Annotated in this window: 15 protein-coding genes; 4 read left to right on the plus strand and 11 right to left on the minus strand. The window is 69.0% G+C overall.

The window, feature by feature from the left end:
• Positions 1 to 8: 8 nt before the first annotated feature.
• Genes brxD through ACGFIA_RS05255 form a run of 3 tightly spaced genes read right to left on the minus strand, consistent with a single transcriptional unit; the run spans position 9 to position 7,803 of the window.
• Positions 9 to 1,322 (minus strand): BREX system ATP-binding protein BrxD, encoded by a 1,314-nt coding sequence (gene brxD / locus ACGFIA_RS05245; protein WP_393258724.1) that lies wholly within the window; start codon positions 1,320 to 1,322, stop codon positions 9 to 11.
• Positions 1,319 to 4,054: a BREX-2 system phosphatase PglZ gene (gene pglZ, locus ACGFIA_RS05250; protein ID WP_393258726.1), complete on the minus strand. Its 2,736-nt coding sequence runs from the start codon at positions 4,052 to 4,054 to the stop codon at positions 1,319 to 1,321. Before pglZ ends, brxD begins: the two co-directional genes overlap by 4 nt.
• The gene (locus ACGFIA_RS05255; RefSeq protein WP_393258728.1) at positions 4,051 to 7,803 is read right to left on the minus strand and encodes a DUF499 domain-containing protein; all 3,753 of its coding nucleotides are present in this window, start codon (positions 7,801 to 7,803) and stop codon (positions 4,051 to 4,053) included. The genes pglZ and ACGFIA_RS05255 overlap by 4 nt, the downstream gene beginning before the upstream one ends.
• A 271-nt stretch (positions 7,804 to 8,074) precedes the next feature.
• On the opposite strand from ACGFIA_RS05255, the gene ACGFIA_RS05260 reads away from it, so the two are divergent.
• The 4 genes from ACGFIA_RS05260 to ACGFIA_RS05275 all read left to right on the plus strand — a co-directional run bounded on the left by ACGFIA_RS05260 (position 8,075) and on the right by ACGFIA_RS05275 (position 12,075).
• The gene (locus ACGFIA_RS05260) at positions 8,075 to 10,063 is read left to right on the plus strand and encodes a DUF262 domain-containing protein (protein ID WP_393258730.1); all 1,989 of its coding nucleotides are present in this window, start codon (positions 8,075 to 8,077) and stop codon (positions 10,061 to 10,063) included.
• A gap of 28 nt (positions 10,064 to 10,091) precedes the next feature.
• Complete coding sequence (locus ACGFIA_RS05265; protein ID WP_393258732.1) at positions 10,092 to 11,273, plus strand: restriction endonuclease; 1,182 nt, start codon at positions 10,092 to 10,094, stop codon at positions 11,271 to 11,273.
• 61 nt (positions 11,274 to 11,334) lie between these two features.
• A complete protein-coding gene (locus tag ACGFIA_RS05270) occupies positions 11,335 to 11,580 on the plus strand; it encodes a hypothetical protein (RefSeq protein WP_393258734.1) in 246 nt (81 codons plus the stop codon).
• Positions 11,581 to 11,595: 15 nt separating this feature from the next.
• Complete coding sequence (locus ACGFIA_RS05275; RefSeq protein WP_393258736.1) at positions 11,596 to 12,075, plus strand: hypothetical protein; 480 nt, start codon at positions 11,596 to 11,598, stop codon at positions 12,073 to 12,075.
• Here the strand turns inward: ACGFIA_RS05275 and ACGFIA_RS05280 are convergent.
• The 8 genes from ACGFIA_RS05280 to ACGFIA_RS05315 form a co-directional block, all read right to left on the minus strand.
• Complete coding sequence (locus ACGFIA_RS05280; RefSeq protein WP_393258738.1) at positions 12,068 to 13,036, minus strand: hypothetical protein; 969 nt, start codon at positions 13,034 to 13,036, stop codon at positions 12,068 to 12,070. The genes ACGFIA_RS05275 and ACGFIA_RS05280 overlap by 8 nt on opposite strands.
• Entirely contained in the window at positions 13,033 to 13,653 is a 621-nt protein-coding gene (locus tag ACGFIA_RS05285; protein WP_393258740.1) for a thymidylate synthase, read from the minus strand. Before ACGFIA_RS05285 ends, ACGFIA_RS05280 begins: the two co-directional genes overlap by 4 nt.
• A complete protein-coding gene (locus tag ACGFIA_RS05290) occupies positions 13,643 to 14,149 on the minus strand; it encodes a hypothetical protein (RefSeq protein WP_393258742.1) in 507 nt (168 codons plus the stop codon). The genes ACGFIA_RS05285 and ACGFIA_RS05290 overlap by 11 nt, the downstream gene beginning before the upstream one ends.
• 149 nt (positions 14,150 to 14,298) lie before the next feature.
• Entirely contained in the window at positions 14,299 to 14,715 is a 417-nt protein-coding gene (locus ACGFIA_RS05295) for a nucleoside 2-deoxyribosyltransferase (protein ID WP_357208942.1), read from the minus strand.
• A gap of 31 nt (positions 14,716 to 14,746) precedes the next feature.
• Positions 14,747 to 15,742: a radical SAM protein gene (locus tag ACGFIA_RS05300; RefSeq protein ID WP_393258745.1), complete on the minus strand. Its 996-nt coding sequence runs from the start codon at positions 15,740 to 15,742 to the stop codon at positions 14,747 to 14,749.
• A 97-nt stretch (positions 15,743 to 15,839) separates the two neighbouring features.
• Positions 15,840 to 16,238: a hypothetical protein gene (locus tag ACGFIA_RS05305; protein WP_393258747.1), complete on the minus strand. Its 399-nt coding sequence runs from the start codon at positions 16,236 to 16,238 to the stop codon at positions 15,840 to 15,842.
• Positions 16,231 to 17,229 (minus strand): hypothetical protein, encoded by a 999-nt coding sequence (locus ACGFIA_RS05310; RefSeq protein WP_393258749.1) that lies wholly within the window; start codon positions 17,227 to 17,229, stop codon positions 16,231 to 16,233. Before ACGFIA_RS05310 ends, ACGFIA_RS05305 begins: the two co-directional genes overlap by 8 nt.
• Before the next feature lie 93 nt (positions 17,230 to 17,322).
• Complete coding sequence (locus ACGFIA_RS05315) at positions 17,323 to 18,519, minus strand: hypothetical protein (RefSeq protein ID WP_393258751.1); 1,197 nt, start codon at positions 18,517 to 18,519, stop codon at positions 17,323 to 17,325.
• Between the last annotated feature and the right edge of the window lie 12 nt (positions 18,520 to 18,531).

Here is an 18,531-nt window from a genome sequence, read left to right on the forward strand (position 1 = left end):
CCGCTCGCCTACACGTCCAGCTCGACGTCGGCGGCGCTGGTGGCGTTCCGTTCCACCTCGGTCATCTCGGCCGTGGACAGGGTCGGCGCGTAGTGAAGACGCGGGTCGAACTCGGCGAACTGGTCCACTCGGTCGAGCACGTCGCTCACCAGCTTCTTGAGGAACAGCCGCGGCGCCACCCCGACCCTGCCGCCCAAGCCACCGGCGACGGCCCGGGCAAGGTCACCGAGGTACGCGTCGTCGACGATCGTCAGTACCCGCTCCGGTGCGGCGGAGCCGCCCGCGTACAGGTCGCGCACGCGCGAGCCCAGCTCGACCAGTGAATCGACGGTGAAGCCGGGCAGCCGCACCTGGACCGCGCGCGGATTGTCGAAGCGCGCGTCGGTGGTGAAGTCGACAGCGAGCCGCTGCGCGAGCGGCGCCAGTCGCTGAACGCCCTGCGGTCCCTCGTAGAAGGCCGGCGTGCCGGTGATCAACAGGTAGAGGCCGGGAAAGCGGCCCGAGTGCACCTCGTCGATGAGCTGCCGCAGCGCGTTCAGCGCCTTGTCCCGGGCGTCGGAGCGGACGCGCTGCAGCGTCTCCACCTCGTCGAGGACGAGCAGCAGGCCGGGGTGGGCACTGTCCCGCAGCACGGCGAGAAGGCCTTGCAGGAAGCTGAGCGCCGCGAAATGGTCGAGGTCCCCCCGTACACCCGCGACCCGGCGAGCCGACGCGGCGACATGCGGTTGGCCACCGAGCCAGGCGAGCACGGCGTCGGCCGTCGCCGGGTCACCCCCGAGATTCGCGGTGCGGTAGCCACGCAACGCGGCGGCGAAGGCGGGTGCGCTGCGGCTGACCTCGGCCAGCCGCTGGTCGAGCAGCACACCCACCGCCCGGTCCAGCGCATCCGCGTCCTCGGGCGGCACCTCCCCGGCCGCGAGGACGTCCTCTTCGAGGGCGTAGAACCAGCCGTCGATGACGGGCCGCAGCGCGCTCGGCGGAAACGTGGCGGTGGTCAGGCGCTCGGTCAACCGCCGGTAGACGGTTTCGAGCTTGTGCAGCGGTGTCTCGTTCTCGGAGATCTGCACCTCGGCGGTGGCGAGGTTGGCCCGCTTGGCCCGCTCCGCGATCCAGCGCGTGAAGAACGTCTTGCCGGAGCCGTACTCGCCGCGGATCGCCTTGAACACCGAGCCACCGGCGGCGACCGTCTCCAGGTCCTCACCCACCGCGCCGATGAACCGGTCCAGCCCGACGGCGAAGAGGTCGAGGCCGGCCGAGGGCACCGCCCCACGCCGCAACGCGTCGATGACCTCGCGCCGCCGGACCGGACTGACGCCGCTCACGCCGGCCCTTTCGGTAGCCCGAACTGGCTACGCAGCAACGCGACGTCGAGCCGGACGGTGCGCCCGTCGTCGATCACCGACAGCACCGGGTAGTTGTCGACGTTGAAGATGCGCTGCAGGGTGTTGACGAAGCCGCCGGCACGGGCCGGCAACTCCCCGGCCCGCTGAGCGAGCACGGCGGCAGACAGAACGCCCTTCGCCTCGACGAGTGCCCGCATCGCTGCCGCGATCTTCGCGCGGTCGACCTTGCGCGGGGTCAGGCTGTGCTGTGCCGTGAAGAGTTCGGTCCCGAGCAGCGCGGTCACGAGGTCACCACCGTCAGCCGTCGGAGCCGCGGAGGGCGGTGCCGCTTCCGGCATGTCGAACAAGGCCGCCTCCCCCGCGACCACCGGCGCCTTGCGGCGGGTTTTCACGGGCGCAACCACGGCGGGCACCGATTTGGCGATCGGTGCGCTCGCCTGCCACCATTCGGGTCGACTTCCCTCCACCGGGGCCCAGCCCAGCGGAACGTCGGCGACGTTGGGCAACAGATAGGCCAGCAGTGGGATGGTCACCTCGGCCAGCGAGGCCCCTCCGTGATAGCCGGCCTTGGTGGGGCGGTAGCGCCGGAGGGGGTCCCAGAGTGCGAGGATCCGGTTCCCATCGGCCAGCACCCGAGGACCGCTCAGCTCCACCTCGCCCGGGCCGGCGGGCCCGGGGCCGGTGCGGTGGCGGGCCGAGGCGGCGTCGGCGGCCTTGACGTACTCGCCGCCGCGTTCGAGCACGTGGCCGTGGTCACTGGTGATGACGACCGCCCGGCCGGAGGATCGGGCGAGGTCCAGCAGGCTCCGCAGGAACCCGAGATCCCCGAGCTGCCAGCCGGCCTCGTCGCCCTCCCGGCCATGGGCCAGCGCGTCGTCCACCGTGTTGATCACTACGGCCACGAGACGCGCCGCGCCGGCCAGCGCTTCGCTGAGGTCACCGGCGAGCACCTCGCCGGCACCGCCCCGAGCCGGGCCCTTGTGGAAGATCCGGGCGTCGTCGCCCCACCGCCCCTTGTCGAAGATCTGCCGCTCGGTGGCCTGGGTGCCGAGCCGCAGCGCACCCGCGAACAGCGAGGTCCGCGACACAGCCGTCAACGTCGGCAGAGCAGCCACGACGCCGCGGCGCCTGCCGGTGCCACCGCGAGCCGACGGGTCGTACTCGACCCAGTGCTGGGACAGTTCGTCCGCAAGTTCGACGCCGACTGCCGCACTCATTCCGTCGAGCACGACCAGCAACACCGGCCGGTCCGCGCGAACCAGCGGATCGATGACCCGGTTGAGCAGATTCTCCACCGTCAGGAGGTCACCATCGTTGCCCGGGCCGGCCATGGCCCAGGCCGCGAGCCGGTTGGCGAAGGCAGCGTCAAGGTCCCGGCGTCGCTGCTGCGCCCGCTCGTGGACCGCACGGAAAGCGCGCTGCAACTCGGGGTGCACGTCCTCACCGGCCCAGATGTGATTGAGCGCCAGGTCGACCCAGCCCCACTCCGCGATCTGCCGCTGCACCCCGTCTGCGACGCTGGCCGGTGGCTCGACAGTGGTCCCCAGCCACCGGACGAGCCGCTGGGCCATCCGCACCCGCCGCACCCGCTCCGCCTCCGCCTCCGCCAGCCGGTGCCCGGCCAGGCGGTCCACGGCGATGTCCAGGGTCGGGTCGGCCGGATCCGTCAGACCGGCGAGGAGCGCCCGCGCCGCGTCGCCGAGGCGCTGGGTGAAGCCCGTACGCAGGACAGGGCTGTGAGCGGCACTGCCGGTGGCGTTGAACAGGATGAGCAGCTGCTCGGCGCGGTCCAGGACGGCATGCCCCTGCCGCCGGACGTCCGCGTCACGGTCGGCCAGCATGGCACCGACCACCTGCACGGCCGACTCGGCGAGCCCGCGCACCGCCCCGTCGTCGTCGAGGTTGCCGACGTACTGGTCGATGCGGCCCTGGGCCCGCACGGCGTCGGGCGTGTCGGTGGTCCAGAGCGCGTCGCAGACAAGGCCCAGCGGCAACGCGTCCGCGCCACGGCCGGCAGCGACGAGGGCGAAGAGCGCCCGGGCGGGACTGCCGAACTGCTCGACCAGCCAGCGCGCCAGACCGTCGCGCTCCTCCTGCCGGATCAGACCGAACGCCTCGACCGCCCCGGGCTCGACGCTCCACCGCAGCAGGGTCGCCACATCGAGATCGTCGGAGGCGTTCCCCTGCCGCTCAAGGCCGAGGCGCACGGCGGCCAGGTGCCGGAGTGCGACGTCCCGGGTCAGCACCTTGGTGGTGAGCCTGGGCCATCCGCCCGGCGGCATCGCGTCGAGCAGGGCCGGGCCGGCCCATCGCTCCGCCTCCAGCGCCGTGTCCGGTACCTGGGCACCGAAGGCGTCGACAACCAGGTCCCAGGGCTCGACGGTGATCACCTGCTGCCGGAAGATGCGGCTGCGCACCCCGGAGCCGAGGACGGTCCCCGGGATGTCGGTGAGCACCACAAGCACCTCGTCACCACGTTCGGCTACGAGGCGCTCCCAGATGGCGAGCGGCGAGACGCACGGCACGACGCGGGCCTGCCGGCCGCCGGGCAGCGGCAGCACCGGTTCGTGGGGCCAGGCCGGCTCCGCGCGGACCACCATGACCGGGTACGGGTCCCCGTTGCGGTGCCGGTCGAGCTGCTGCGCCACCTTGTGGGCCAGCGCGGCAGGGTTGATCCGCAGCGCCTGGGTGAGCGCCGGTGCCTGAGTCACGGCAGAATTCTCCAGGTCACCTCGATGGTGGCTTCGGCCTGGTCGCGGGCAAACGCTTGCAACTGCTCGACAGCCCGGTCCATCTCGCCGGCCGGAATCAGGATCCGGCCATTCGGCAGGTTGTCGCCCTTTGACACGTCGCGGATGTCCTCGTCAGTCCTGGGGCGGATCTCGGGCTTGTCGTCCTTGGTCTCAGGCGGGTACGTGATTTGAGGTTTGCTGGTGGCGCGCTTGAGCAGTGCCGTGGCGTCTGTCTGAGCGCGGCGCAGCGCCGGGGCCAGTGGTGCGGTCAGTTCGTCCGCCTGAGCGACCCGACGAAGCTCGGCGAGAATCGCCTCGGCCTCGGCCGAGTGGGGTTCCGGCAGGCCGGCGACGATCTCGAAGGTGTCCCACGGGGCGGCGGCGAGCGCGGCCGCCACCTGCGCGGCGCTGCTGATGCTCTTGCCGGTCCGATCCGCCGGCCCGGCCAGCTCACCCCGCGCGAGCCGTTCGACCGTTTCCTTTGCGGACCGCCCGGTCGTCAGAGCCTCGAGCAGATCCGCTGCTGCACGAGCCGTGGCGAAGCGGCCGGACTCCCGATCGAGGCGCAGCCAGTTCGCGTGCTGCTCGAGCCGACTCGTCAGCGTGTGCGCGGCCTCCCGGTGCCGGGACGCCGCGGTCGCCAGATCGCGGCCGAAGAGCGCCACCAGCCGGCCTCGCCGCAGGGCGAGCGGCTGGAATCCGAAGATCGCGACAGCACGCGCGCGTGCCCGGTCCCAGTCGTCCTCTCCGGGCAGGCTCTCCTCGCGCAGGGTGTGATCGGCGGTGAGCTTGCTCAGGTCCGGCGCCGGGATCACCGGACTGCCGTACAGATAGAACGCCCGGTCGGTCTGCTCCGCGAAGGTCGCCGCCACAAGCTGCGCGACGACGGGGTCGAGCCCGCGCGGTTTCGGCTCGTCGATCCAGCGCAGCAGATCCGCCACGCGCAGCTCGCCGGTGATGCCCTCGCTGGCAGCCTTGTGCTGGAAGTGCTGAACCCACTCCCCCTCGATGACGAACGCCGCCTCGTGCATGGTGCCGAGCCTCAGCGGGTTTGCGATCCGGCGCATGGTCTGCCGGTGCGCCCGCTCCACCTCCACCCGCCCCTCCGGCGACTCGACCGCCTGCTGGACGTACCCGAAGACGGTCTTGGCCTCCGGGAGCCGCACCGGCTCGCCCTTGCGGTCGGGGTCGAAGTCCGGGTGGGCGGGGTACTGCTGGGTGAGCATCTGGTCTCCGATGCTGCGCAGGGCGTCGTCGAACGTGGCGCCCATCGGCAGCTTCGGCTCCAGCGCCCTGGTCAGCGAGTGGAGATGGTCGTCGAAGCCCAACTGCACGTCGGTCGGCTGCTTGGCGGCCAGTCCGTACGCCTGGCGCAGAACGCCCTGCATCTTGACCAGCAGCGCGCTGCGCTGGTTGGTGAGCGCTGCGTGCGCGCGCCGCCGGTCGTCGGGGTTGAGGTGTTCGGCGTGGCTGTCGAAGCGCTGCCCTTCGAGCAGCTTGTCGATGATGACGAGCTTGCCCAGTTCGTTGCGGCGCTCGACGGTCAGTGCGGCCGGGATCCAGCAGACGGTGCGGGCGTTGCTTCGGCTGAGCAGGTCCTGCACCCGCTGCCGGTCGTCGGCCGGCCCGTGGTTGCCGTCGTCGAACGGGTAGTCGACGATCATCCGCCAGCCGGACGGGTCGTTCGGCTGGAACGCCTCGTCGCGGATGTCGTTGGGGTCGCGGACGTTGCCGTAGACCAGCTCGATGACGCGCCGGCTGCCCCGCCAGGTCAGCCCGGCCTCGGCGAAGAACGAGTCGCTCCACGGCACGCCGAGCTGCCTCCAGAGCAGCCGCTGGACGATGTGCTTGCGCGCGCCCTCGTTGTCGTAGTGCTTCGCGGTGGCGAGCACGCTGTCGACGTCGACGCCGACCAGCTCCAGCGACACCACCGGATCGTCGCCTTCCCCGATACGGATCTCGGGGAACTGGCCCGCCCAGTCGGCGAGCTTCCGGTTGACCTGCGCAACCTCGCCACCCGGGATGGGGCTGGTGATGCTGCCGTGGTTGAGCGCGGAGAGACGCCGGCCGGTGAGGTTCCGCAGGGCCGGGACGCTGGGGGCCAGGGCGGCCAGCAGCAGCGTCTTGATGAGCCGGTCGTCACCGGTGAAGGCGCGGACGCGACCGGTCGCCTCCGGGCTGAGCTGGTCTCCTCGGCGGGCGGCGTCGAGGTCTTCCTCGGTGAGCCCGTGCTGGCTCAGCAGATGGGGACGCAACTTCAGGTCGTACAGCTTCTGGGCCATCTCGAACTCGGCCTTGAGCTTCTCGGTGAAGGGCTGGTCGCCGCCGCTGCTGATCACGTCGTAGAGGTCGCCGAGCGGGACGAGCTGGCCCAGGCGGAGCGTGTCCCGCCGGTCGACCAGGAGCTGCCGCATGAGCTTGAGCGCGGTGCGGGACCGCTGGAGCGCGCTCGAGACGTGCACCAGGGTGGAGATGAAGGCCGGGCTGAACGGGTACGTCGACCGGAACGCGTCGATGTCGGCGCCGCTGCCGGAGTCGCTGCCGAGCAGGGTGTCGAAGACCTCCCGGCGTACCTTGGTGGTGCTCTCGAAGGCGCGCGAGATCGCCTCGCCGGCCTCGGGCGTGACGGGCTTGAGCAGGCGCCGGCGAGCGATCTCGGGGAGGTTCCGGTCCTCCAGCCTGATCACGTCGAACCGGCCGCTGGCCAGGTTGAGGGTGTCCTGGTAGCTCAGCTCGTTCGCGCCGACGACCTCTTCGCCGACCAGCTCCCGCAGGTCCCGCTGGCGGGCGATGAAGCTGATCACGGGGATGGGACGGCGGGTGTCACCACCCTCGACGAAGTTGGTGATCTTCTGGATCTCCCGGGAGACGAACTGCTGGTCGCCGATCGAGTTGGCCAGCCAGAGGATCAGCTCGTCGAGGAAGAGGATCAGGCCGTGGTAGCCGAGCTCCTTCGCGTGCCGGCTGATCTCGGTGAGGCCCCGGTCGAGCGAGATGAAGGCCTCGGCGTCCTCGCGGGCGTTGCTGAAGAAGCCCTTGTTCCAGCTGGTCAGCAGGTCGTTGACGAGCTTGCGGCGCAGCTCGTCGCCGTACGCGCCGGCGAACGCCTGGTCCAGCCGCTCCGGTGTCCAGAACGCCTCGGTGTCGCCCCACTCGTCCTCGGCGTCGTCGCCGGGAAGCCCGGCGATGAACTGGGCGTCGCCGATCTTCTCCCGCAGCGAGGCGGCCTGCTCGAGCAGCGCGTCGGTGCGGTGGACCGCCGGGATCGGCGCCTCCGGGTGCAGCGCCCGTACCCGGTCGACGTAACCGCCGAGCACGCGCTGTTCCAGCGACCGAGCGTCGAGCAGGTGGTAGGGGATGAGCAGGAACCTACGGCCGTCCAGCCAGATGCTGTGCTTGGCCACCAGCGGGGCCATCTCGTCGCGGCCGCGGGCGGCCGGCTCACCCCGCAGCAGCGCGTGCAGCACCGCCATGAAGTGCGACTTGCCGGAACCGAATGAACCGTGCAGGTACGCCGCCTTGGAGGCGTGTCCCTCGACCGCGGAACGGATCAGCCCGAGCGCCTCGTCGAAGTTGGCCAGCAACCGATCCGTTACCACGTAGTCGCGGAGGGTGGCGTCGGCGTCGTCGACACTGTCGGAGAGCCTGAGCACGAAGTCGCTCACGCTCGTGCGCTCCGGGATGTCGATGAACTCCCGGAGCAGCGGCGCAGGGGTGGGCGAAGACATGCCGCATACCGTACCGAGTGAACCGGATACGCCCGGGCCGGCCACGCAATGCAGGCGACGAGATGGCCCAGATGGCGGATCAATTCGCAACCGGACAACGCCTGCCAGCCGGCATGGGCGCGGCACGGAACAACTGATCATGGGGTGGACAGCCGAAAGCCGACAGGGTAGGACATCTTCAGGGCCTATCGACGCCGCCCGAATCCTGCCCCACCGCAGATGGGGCTCGGGCTCGGCTTTCACGTTCTCACCATGAAGAGGTTGTTGACTGATGCACGTCGACAGGATCGAACGGTCCATCGGGAAGCTCATCGAGGAGATCTCGAACGGTGAAATTTTGCTTCCCGAGATTCAGCGTGAATATGTCTGGAAGCCGACACAGGTCGCCAAGCTGATGGACTCCATCTACCGCGGCTATCCCTTCGGATCGCTGCTGTTCTGGGAGACCGACGAGGCCCCGGAGACACGAGACATGTTCATCAGCGGACCCGAGGCGGCGCCGACGAAGCCGCCGTTGTTCCTTCTCGACGGTCAGCAACGCCTGACCTCGCTGCATCGGGTGTTCACCGACCACCCGGGGGCACAGGTCGTCTTCCACGTGGAGAACCAGAAATTCCAGAACCAGAGCGCGGCAACCCAACGCGACCCGAAATGGGTGAAGGTGGCGGACGTCCTCGACCAGAAGGCGTCGATAATGCGCCTGGCCCAGCGGCTGCTCGATGCAGGCTCGTCACTGCCGGACCACGAGATCGAGGAACGGCTGGGCAGGATCAAGGAGCTACGCAACCGCCGTTTCGTCATGGAGGTCCTCAAGGGCTTCCCTTATGAGGAGGTCGCGGAGATCTTCGTCCGCGTCAACAGCGGTGGACGTCGCCTCGGCACCCTCGACCTGGCGATGGCCACCCTGTCCACCCGGTGGAAGGGAGTGCTGGCCGAGCTGCAGAGCGAGTCGGAGCACTGGCTACGCCACGGCTACGGGCACATCGACGTCAACTTCCTGTCCCGCGCGCTGGCCGGGGTCGTCCTCGGCCGAGGCCTGTCCGTGTGGTCCCACAGCAAGCTGCGCCAGACCAGTGACACTGATCTGGAACGGGGCTGGGAGGTGGTCAAACGCGGATTGCGGCGGCTGATTCCTCTGCTCCGGTCCCACCTCAAGCTGACCCGTTCCGACCCGCTGCCCTCGATGATCGTGCTGATCCCGTTGGTGGTCCTTCTCGGGGAGCGCAGAGACGACACCATCGACCCGGAGACCTCGAACGGCGTCATCTACTGGCTGCTGCTCGCCACCATCCGGACCCGTTACAGCGGGTCCACCGATACCCGGCTCAGCCAGGACATCCGCGCCGCCCGACAGGAAGATCCGGTCCGCTCCCTACTGGAAGGGCTCAATGTCGAGAGTTCCCGGGCCGAGGTCACCGAACGAGCGCTGCGCGGGCGCACCAAGGAGAGCCCCTACTTCTTCCTGAGCCTGCTGGTGGCCCTGGCCGGCAACGCCCGGGACTGGTGGCACGGCACCGAGATCCTTCCGGACGTCGGCGACGCGCCGCGGCTCGAGCATCATCATGTCCATCCCCCGTCGACCCTCGACGATCCTCGGTTCGACAAGGGCATGATCAATGACCTGGCGAACCTCGTGTTCATCTCCGGGCAGGCGAACAAGAAAATCAACGGGCGGAGCCCGGCCGAGTACTTCCCGGAGTTGAGCGATGAGGAGCTACGGTCCCACCTGGTGCCTCTCGATGAGGCGCTGCGAAACCCGGGCGGGTACCAACGGTTCCTCAACGCCCGTCGGGCCCTGCTCGCAGATGCCATGAACTCGCTTCTGGACCGGTTCCGTCCCCCGTTCCTCAACGAAGTGGCCACAGAGAACGCCGACCCGAGTGCCGGCCTGTCACTCGATCTGGCGCTGTACGGCGGGATTCGCGACGGCGGCCGGATCGTGTTCACCGCCTCCGGGGACGGCTTCGCCTGGGCCGGGTCGGCGAGCATGGCTGAATTGGACAACGCGATCGAGTCGGCCCGGGTCGCCGGAATCGACAGCGACGTGACGATCGCCGGCGAGTCCGTCCCGGTGGAGATGATCGAGGATTCGCTACAGGTGCCGATCGGCCCGTTCCTGGTCACCGGGACACCGGAGGAATGGCGCGCCGTGTTCGACCGGGAACTCGAGACGTCGCAGCCGCTGTCCGCCCTGCCACCGATCGATGCGAAGCAGTGGGACGGCAACCTGACCAAGTTCGCGATCACCAGCACCGACTGACCGCGTACGGACAGAACTGGGGAACCACATGGCACAGGCGTGGATCGTGCGGGCCGGACGGGACGACAACTACGACGCGCTCGCCCTCGACAAGAACCTGATCGCGGTCGGATGGGCCGCAGCGGGCGATCTGACCGATGCGGACAGTCCCGGTGAGGTCAAGGCACGTGTACGGGCGGCCTACCCCGACGTCGAGAGACGCGCGATGGAGAACTACGCGATCCAGCTGATCGCGTTCCGCTCGCGCATGGCCGAGGGCGACATCGTGCTCTTCCTTCGCGCAACGAGCCCCGACGTCGCGATCGGCCGGGTGGTGGGGCCGTACCAGTACCGGACGGACCTGCCTTCCGGGATCCGTCACGTGCGCGCCGTGCAGTGGTCCCGTACTGACATTCCACGAACGTCGGTGGAACGTGAGGTGCTCGCCCTGCCGTCGCTCACCACTGTCTATCGGATCAACCAGGCCGAGAGCATTGCCCGCCTCGAACGGCTGCTGGGAGCAGCGGCGCCGGTGCCCACCGTGCCGGAGCAGCCCTCCGCCGCAGACCTCGACCACGACGACGTGCCGTTCACGAGCCTCAAGCGCAACCTGAACTACGCGCGCAGCCTGGCCACGGCCGGTCAGCATCTGGCACAACTCAAGGTGGGCGCCTTCGAGGTCTCCGACGTCTTCCGCGCCGCCTGGGTGCAGAGCGTGGCCGCCCTCGACCACTGGGTACGCCAGGAGATCCGGGCCCGGATGCTCAAGCTGGTCGCCCACCCCTCGGTTCCGAAACCGAAGGCGTTCGCCGCGTTCCAGATCTCGCTCGGGCTGGTCGAGGAGGTGCAGCTCGGCACGAAGACGTTGGTGGAGGCGCTCGATCAGCAGCTACGCGACCAGGGCCACCTCGTGTACCAGAACCCGGACAAGATCCGGGACGGCTTCGCTCTCGTGCACGACGTGAAGGGTTTCTGGGATCGCGTGGCCAAGGTGCTCACGCAACAGGGTGGGGACGGTGTCTCGTTCACCGGCAAGGAGGTCCAGGAGCAGCTCCGGCAGATCGTGCAGCGCCGGCACAAGATCGCCCACGAATACGACGACGACCCGGACACCCCCGGGGGGAAGCGGCCGATCGACGGCGCCGAGACCACCCGGACGATCGACTACATCGAGCAGGTGGCGGCTGCGATCCTGGATGTCCTGCAGAGCGCCGAGCAGGCGGCGGCCTGATCCCATGGGGAAGTACGACGGGCTCCGTGACCACCTTCGACGGCGCACGGCAGAGGTCGACATGAGCTTCGAGGAGATCGCCAACCTCGTTCCGGGCGGCCTGCCCCGCTCCGCGTACCGGCATCCGGCATCCGGCATCCGGCATCCGGCATCCGGCATCCGGCATCCGGCATGGTGGTCTAACAACGACCGGACGCACCCGCAGTCGGATGCGTGGCACGCCGCCGGCTTCGCCGCCCGCCCAGATCTCATCGGCCGCCGGGTTCGGTTCATCCAGGTGAGCGACGACCCGACCGTCGATCCTTGAACCACGATTCGCTTGGTGGCACTCTCCCTCCATGCCGTTGCCGATCCCCGCTCCGCCAGCGCCGGTATGACGCTGTTCCGCTCGTGGCGCCACATCGACCGCGACGGGAGCCAGGCGATCATTTCGGCGGCCGCGTCGCTCTCGTCGATGTTCGATGTCGCCTGGGAGGTCGACGACGGAGCGCCAGCAGGAAGCCTGGGAACCAGTGTCGACATGCTCCGCCGAGCCGGGCGACGGGGCGCGCCCCTGAGGCTTCCTGCGGAGGCACGCGAGTGGTTCGGCCTGACGTTCGAGGTTCCCGAGGCCGCCTACGCCCTGGCGTTCATCCTCGTGTGGTCGCTGGCCGCAACTGACGCGTCGGCCGAGCCGTCGAGGTGTGACCCTCTGCAGGTGGCGATGTGGCACGTCACCCACCTCCTGCCCACGTCGGCACGTCGAGTGCTGCCCGATGTCGAAGAGGCGCTGCGAACCGCCGGCCAGGACTACCTCAGGTGAACCCCTGGGGGCCTTGGCCCATCCCGCGGAGAGACCTCTCCAGGTGCATCAGCAGCAGAAAGGGCCTCGCCCGCTGCGCAGATCTCCGCCAGGTGAGGGCACGAAGCCCGTACTTGAAGACGATGGTCGGGGGCACTGTGGCACCGAGGACGTCCCAAACCACCTCCTGCGCCACCTGGCCGCCGATTCGTGGCCTGGCGAACTCGGCAATCGTCTCGCGGTAGCGACGGGTCAACTCACGGGCGGTCGCCTCCGGCGTCAGGACCGGATCGTGCCCCCGCGCGACTGCCAGCAGAGACTCATCCAGCAGCGACCGGAAGCCGGCGTTGTAACGGCGGGACTCCAGGATCTGGTCGACGGTCAGCAGGTGCAAGGGCCCGATCCTCAGTTGCCCCAGCACATCCCTGACCACCGTGGCCTCGAAGCGTTCGGGCCCGGGCGGGCCGAGGTGTCGGGTGAGTTGGGCCCGCACCGCGGGGTTGGACAGCATGCCGTCCTGCTTGAGTTCCGAGGAGATGACGAGGGATGCCATCTGGTTGCGCAGGTTCACGATCTCCGCCGCCCCCTGGCGAAGCCGGCCGGTGTCGTCACCTTCCGAGCGGCGGTAGGCCTCCTCGCGGATCGCCCGCATCACCTCGTCCATGCGGATCAGGCTCTCGCGCATCTGCTCCTGCGGGATGACCAGATCAGCGCGCCGCCGTCGCCCCGATTCCGGTCCGAAGCGCAGTCTGCCGCTGTCATCGACCTCGTACTCGTGACCCCACAGCCGCAGCAGCCCGGCCTCATGCAGCTCATCGATCCGTCGGTTGATCTCGTCTGCGCGCTCACGATAGGAACCCGCGATCGCGAAGGACGCCCGCAGGACCACGCGATCGGAGAAGAACACCACCGACTGGAGAACCCTGTCGATGGTGTGGGGATCGATGAGACCACTGTCCAGCAGCGTGAGCGACCGTTTCACGGCGCATCCGTCAGGTAGGCGAGGTAGTCGACCTCGTAGATGTGTGCGCTCCAGGAGTGGTAGCAGATCCTGCTGCCCTTCATGCCGAGCGCGAGTGCGGCGTCCGCCGCCAGTTGGGCGAAGGTCAGCAGTTCGGGCACGAGGCCGACCCACACGTCGACGCTGCGCGCGGTCAGGAACAGCACCAGGTGGTCGTCCACGATTCGCAGGGCGCCGCCCACGGGTGAGACAGGAAAGCGACCTCCCAGGTCCTCGTCCGGTCGCCACATCGAGAAGACGGCAGCCCTGTTGTGTTCGTCGTGTCGCAGGAGGGCCGTCGCCTGCGCGAACTGGTCCACCGGTGAGCCGTCCGGCCCGATCCATCCTCGTAGCCGCTGGTAGAGGAGAGACGATTCCCGCTGGTCGCCGAAGATCCGGTCCCGGTAGTCCTTGATGAGTTCGGGATAGAGGTAGCCCCGTGGCGGGGTCAGGTCCGCCGGGTTACGGACCCACACGGTGAGGCCGGGGATGTCGAAGCAGATTCCGTGGCGCGTCGTGACCCGTGCGGGCTCCCGGCGCGAGAAGATCGACAACACGTCGGTCCAGCCCGACGCGACCGTGGCCGCCTCAATTTCCATGCGCCGGTCCCCCGACGACGTCTGCTCGTTGTTCGCCGCCTCCGGCGAAACTCGGCATGGGAAGCGCCTGCTTCCCGGCCGTGACGGCCCAATCGCGGGAGGAGGCTCTGGTGACAAGGCACATGTCGGTGGCGAGCAGGGGCACGTCCATGTCCAGCCCGTTCGCGGCGAGTGTCTGGCCGGAGGTCACCAGCAGCACCCCGGCGCCGTGATCGTCGACGCGGATGATGCCCTCGGTCGAGCCGCGCATCCGTACGATCCGTACGGAGTCCTGCCGCGCGTGTGCCCTCAGCCATGCTGCGGTGATCGCCGGGTACTCGGTGTAGATGGTTTCGACCTGCCTGCCCGCGACCGTGCAGTAGGTGACGAAGGAAGTGCGGGTCGCGGGCAGGGCATACAGGTTGAGCGGCTCGTCGTACGCGAGTGACCACTCCACGCAGACGTCGTAGCCGGTGACACCCGCGTCGACGGCTCCCGATGCCACCAACTCGGGCACGTCGAAGCCTCGGCACTGGACGAGAACGTCCGCGCCGGCTCGGTGCCACAGTGACCGTGATCCCGTTCCGTTCAGACCGCTGAGAAGCCGGCCGACGACTTCGGCGGCAGGGCCGAACAGCCGGCTGGACGGACCGGGAGCGGCGATTATCACGGCGACCTCCGCGCCGCGCCGCCGACATGACCGATCGACCGCACGCCGTCGGTGATGTCGTCCACCGGCACGACGGCGTCGACGAGCGCCCGTAACGCGAGTTCGGCCGGCTTCTCGGAGAACAGGATCGTTTTTCCCTGCCCGGCGGCATAGCCGACCTCGATGCAGACGCTTGCTCCCGCGTAGCCGTCGTTGGCGATCACGAATACGGCGTCGGATCTGTCGATCTTCGCCAGGAACTCATGGGTGAGCCGGGCCTTGTCCGACTCGTCAACGGTCACGAGCTGCTCGCTGTAGTCGTAGCGGGGGGTGTAGACGGTCATGCCGAGGGCGCGTAGGGCCGCTTCCGCCTTGCGGGCTGTGTCATAGAACTTGGAGCTGCTGCATATCGTGACGGACTTGAGGGCCTGCATCGCTCCTCCAGAGGCAGGTGGGAATTCGTGCTCAGCTGAGCGGTACCAGATGACGCGGTCGGGCGAGGTATCCGACACCCACGTGTCTCCGGAGGATTCCTTCCCAGGTGACGGAGGGAGCTTCACTCACCGCCGGTTGCGGCAACCGCCGTCTGTCGGCCAACGCCGGATAGTCCAGGTGGAACGGCCGGACCGCAAGACGCCGTGGAAGCCCGGGGCTGATCCGGGTGAGTTCCCAGAAGAGCGATTCGAGTTGTGCGGCGGACCAGTCGGTGGCCCCGATCGCCGGAAACACGTCGAAGCCGATGTCGAGTGCCAGGGCCAGGCCGTCGCGGATGGCCGGCCACTCGCGGCTGTCGGGCGGGTGGTGCAGCGTCGTGTGGAGCTTGGTCCTGCGCATCGATGCCCGTTCGGCCGGGCCGGGATCGGCGCGGCCTTGCCGCCACGCGTAGGTCAGGGCGGACAGGTTCGACTCCACTTTGAGGACCACGGCATCCAGCAGGTCACGCTCGGCCAAGACACGATGAATGTCGATGACGAGACCAGGTGCGAGCAGTGGCTCTCCGCCGCTCACGCGAAGCAGGCTGAGCCGTTGGCCGGTCCGAAGCGCTGCTGCTCTCAGCGCGACGAACTCCGCCACGACGGCCTCGGCGGTCGCGGTGAACCGGTCACCTCCGGCCAGGTGGGCGTAGTCGACGTAACAGTAGGAGCATCGGAAGTTGCAGGCGGCGACGTGCGTGATGGCCGCCAGGTTGTGCTCGGTCCAGTGGCCGCCGAGCTGCGCGGCGACCGTCACGGGGCTGTCGGACAGATTCGCCACGTGCCGGAGTTCGGCGAACTCCGGCAGTGACGTGGGCAGCCGCATCCGCTGCCGCCTGATCGGTGTGAAGAGCCGGAACTGCCGTGTCCGTACATCACCCAGGCTCGTCTTGCGAAGGTCGGTGAAGGCGTAGTGGCCGTCACCGGCGTTCACGGTCCGATGTGCCTTGAGCAGGAGCGGTCGTTCGTCCGGCGCACTCGACTCCACCCTGCCTCCCCGTACCGCTGGTCAGCGCACAAACGCCTACTCATCGATGCTCACCGAATCGTCGCGCCCGGCGCCGGTCCGGGTCAAGGCGCGCGGGCTATATCTCGATCACCGCATCCGGGTCCGCCCAGACGGAGCGCAGTTCCACGATGTCGTTGAGAGGCGAGTGCTTGGCGACCTCGACGATTCCGGTCACACAGGCGCGGATGGTTTCCGGGTCGCGGTCCTCGATGGCCTTGTCGAGCCGAACGAAGAAACCCTGATGCAGTTCCCGGCGCTCGGCGAAAACGCGATCCAGATAGTCCCGCAGGCCCTGACTCGCGGCGCTGATCCTGGCGATCTCCTTGTCGCGTTCCGCGACGATACGGACGCGTTCGGTCAGATTCGCGTCGACCCGCTTCGCCACGTCGACGATCGCCATGAGGAATTGTGCGGCGTCCGGTGCCGTGGCCACCCAATCGACTTTTTCTTTGGCACTCCTACGGGTGTCAGACACTTGCGCTCTCCGGGTCGTAGTCGCGGTATTTGATCACGAGGAATTCACCACTGGGGTCGAGCGTCAGATCGTCGTTCACGACCGGCGCCGCGCTGACCTCGGCGACGCCCTTGACGACAAGCAGCGCCGTCTGGAGAAGGTGCGCGTGGTCGTCACGGGCGAGATCGAAGCCGCCGGGCTCGCGTTCGGCCTGCTCCAGGCCGTCGATCGTCTCGCCTGCGCGCCGCACGAGATCGGCCAGCACGTCCTGCATCTCGTCGACCCGCTCGTCGATGCCGCGAAGGAGTTCGTCCTGGTGGTGGTATTTGGCGATTGCCGTCTTGACGTCCGCGTCGTACTTGGCGATCACCGTATCGGCGTCGGACTTCGACTTGATCATCAAGCCGATGCTGAGCGCGACCGCCGGGACCGCGGTGATGAGGTTGAGCCGGAACACACCCGCCGCGATCCCCCCACCTCCGGCGACCTTGGCGCCGCCTCCGATCGCCGCGAGGGTGGCGTTCTTCGCCGCTGCGCCGCTCAACGCGTTGATCACAGTGCCGGTAGATGCCGTGGCCATCTTCGCCACGGTGGCATAGGCGGCGGCACCGAGACCGTTGCCCGCGGCAGCGGACACAATGCCGGCCATCGCGCTCGCGACCTCGCCAGGACCCGAGACCTCGGGGGACGCGTCGATCTCGCGATTTTCGGGCGCCTCACCGTCCTCGACGATCTGGCGGCCGCGCATCCGCAACTGGCGCTCGTTGCGCTCGGCGAACGCCTTCACGCGGGGGATCACGGAGTCGAGGGCCGCCTGCTGGCACTCGCCCAACCCTCTGAGCTTTTCCGAGGTGGAATCGGCGGCTGCCCGGTGCTTCGCGTACTCCGCGTCGTGCTCGCTGGTTATTTCTTCCAGCTTCTTCTTGGCCTGAATCCCAATGATCTTATTTCCGATAAGGTTGGCCGCCGTCGTTCCCGCAGCGACGGCGACCAGGACTATGGGGAACGGCATGACCCACCTCGAAAATTCATCGTTGCTTCCGCGACCGACACCCTAGCAAGTATTTTCCGGCGAGCGCACCGCCCAATGGTCTCGGCAAATTCGTCAGACTGCTGCCGTCATGAGCTTTGCGGGCCAGGCCGCCTCGTCTTCGCCGGTCAGTAGCAGCACTCCGCTGTTCGCGCAGATCGCCGCCCAGTCCGGGTCAGTGCATTGCGAGACCAGCAGGACAGCGGTGACGGCGACACCCCAGGCGGCCAGCCGGTGCCGGTACTCCAGCACCTGCCCGAGACCGAGCCGGAGCTGCTCGACCTCGTTGCCGCCGACCACGCTCTTCACCTCGGCGATGAACTGGTGTCCGTCGACGTCGCGCCACGCCAGGTCGACGTGCACCCCGGCCAGGCCGGATCCCGCTGCCAGGCGCGAGCGGGACAGGTGGGCGATCAGCGACCGGCAGAGACGGTCGTGCTCGCCCACCCCGGCCCGGTACGCGTTGGCGTCGAACGACCGCTGCGTCGGCTGGTCGCCGGTCGTCGCCGCACCGGTGTACGGCCGGTCGAAGCCGTGTCCGCCACCGGTCAGCGCATCCAGGCCGTCGCCGGCCAGCAACTGCGACGCCTGCCACGCTCGCGCGACGACCTCCGGACGGTATCGGCCCTCGAACGAGTACGGTCCGGCGGCCACCCAGCAGGACAGCAGCCGAAGACCGGCGATGACCGGCGGCTGTCGCAGCAGCCAGCGCGCCGTGGCGCGGTCGGGGCAGGTGAGGAGGACCTTGTCTTCCGCGAGGGTCCTGGTGCGGTCGTCCGCCACGTCGATGCCGCGGCGCTCCCACTCCTGCGGATCGACCGCACCGGCCTCGATCGCCGAGAGGATCGGCGCGGCGTGGGACCGGAGCCAGACCTCCTCACCCGTCTCGTACAGGCCGAGGATCTCCAGCACCCCGACGGTCAGCCGCAACACGGCGGGTGCGGCATCGTCCAGGTGGGACAGGATCCAGTACCTGCCGGCGGTGGCGGCGGCGTCCGGCACGACAGTGCGGGCCACCCAGCCGGCGAGCGCCCACGCCTCACGGCCCGCCTCGTCGAGGCCGGTGTCCCACTCACCATCGAGGGCGACGGGCGCCGGGTCGAGCGGCGACGGCGCGGGCGCCCGGAAGACCCAGACAGCCAAGTCGGCGGGAGTCGTGACCTGCCAGAGGCGGGAGCGGCGCGCGGCGAGCATCTCGGTCACGTCCGCCACGTCGTCCGCGTTCCACCATCTCCCACCGGCATCGGCCTCGGCCTCGGTCAGGTCGGCCACGCGCGGCCTCCA

The organism is Micromonospora sp. NPDC049203 (assembly GCF_043197215.1).
GTDB lineage: Bacteria > Actinomycetota > Actinomycetes > Mycobacteriales > Micromonosporaceae > Micromonospora.

What these genes read in the sequence shown, in the direction of transcription:
- ACGFIA_RS05285 (WP_393258740.1), bottom strand. Translation starts at nt 13,653, where the DNA reads ATGGAAATTGAGGCGGCCACGGTCGCGTCGGGCTGGACCGACGTGTTG.
- ACGFIA_RS05295 (WP_357208942.1), bottom strand. Translation starts at nt 14,715, where the DNA reads ATGCAGGCCCTCAAGTCCGTCACGATATGCAGCAGCTCCAAGTTCTAT.
- ACGFIA_RS05270 (WP_393258734.1), top strand. Translation starts at nt 11,335, where the DNA reads ATGAGCTTCGAGGAGATCGCCAACCTCGTTCCGGGCGGCCTGCCCCGC.
- ACGFIA_RS05310 (WP_393258749.1), bottom strand. Translation starts at nt 17,229, where the DNA reads ATGCCGTTCCCCATAGTCCTGGTCGCCGTCGCTGCGGGAACGACGGCG.
- ACGFIA_RS05265 (WP_393258732.1), top strand. Translation starts at nt 10,092, where the DNA reads ATGGCACAGGCGTGGATCGTGCGGGCCGGACGGGACGACAACTACGAC.
- ACGFIA_RS05260 (WP_393258730.1), top strand. Translation starts at nt 8,075, where the DNA reads ATGCACGTCGACAGGATCGAACGGTCCATCGGGAAGCTCATCGAGGAG.
- ACGFIA_RS05255 (WP_393258728.1), bottom strand. Translation starts at nt 7,803, where the DNA reads ATGTCTTCGCCCACCCCTGCGCCGCTGCTCCGGGAGTTCATCGACATC.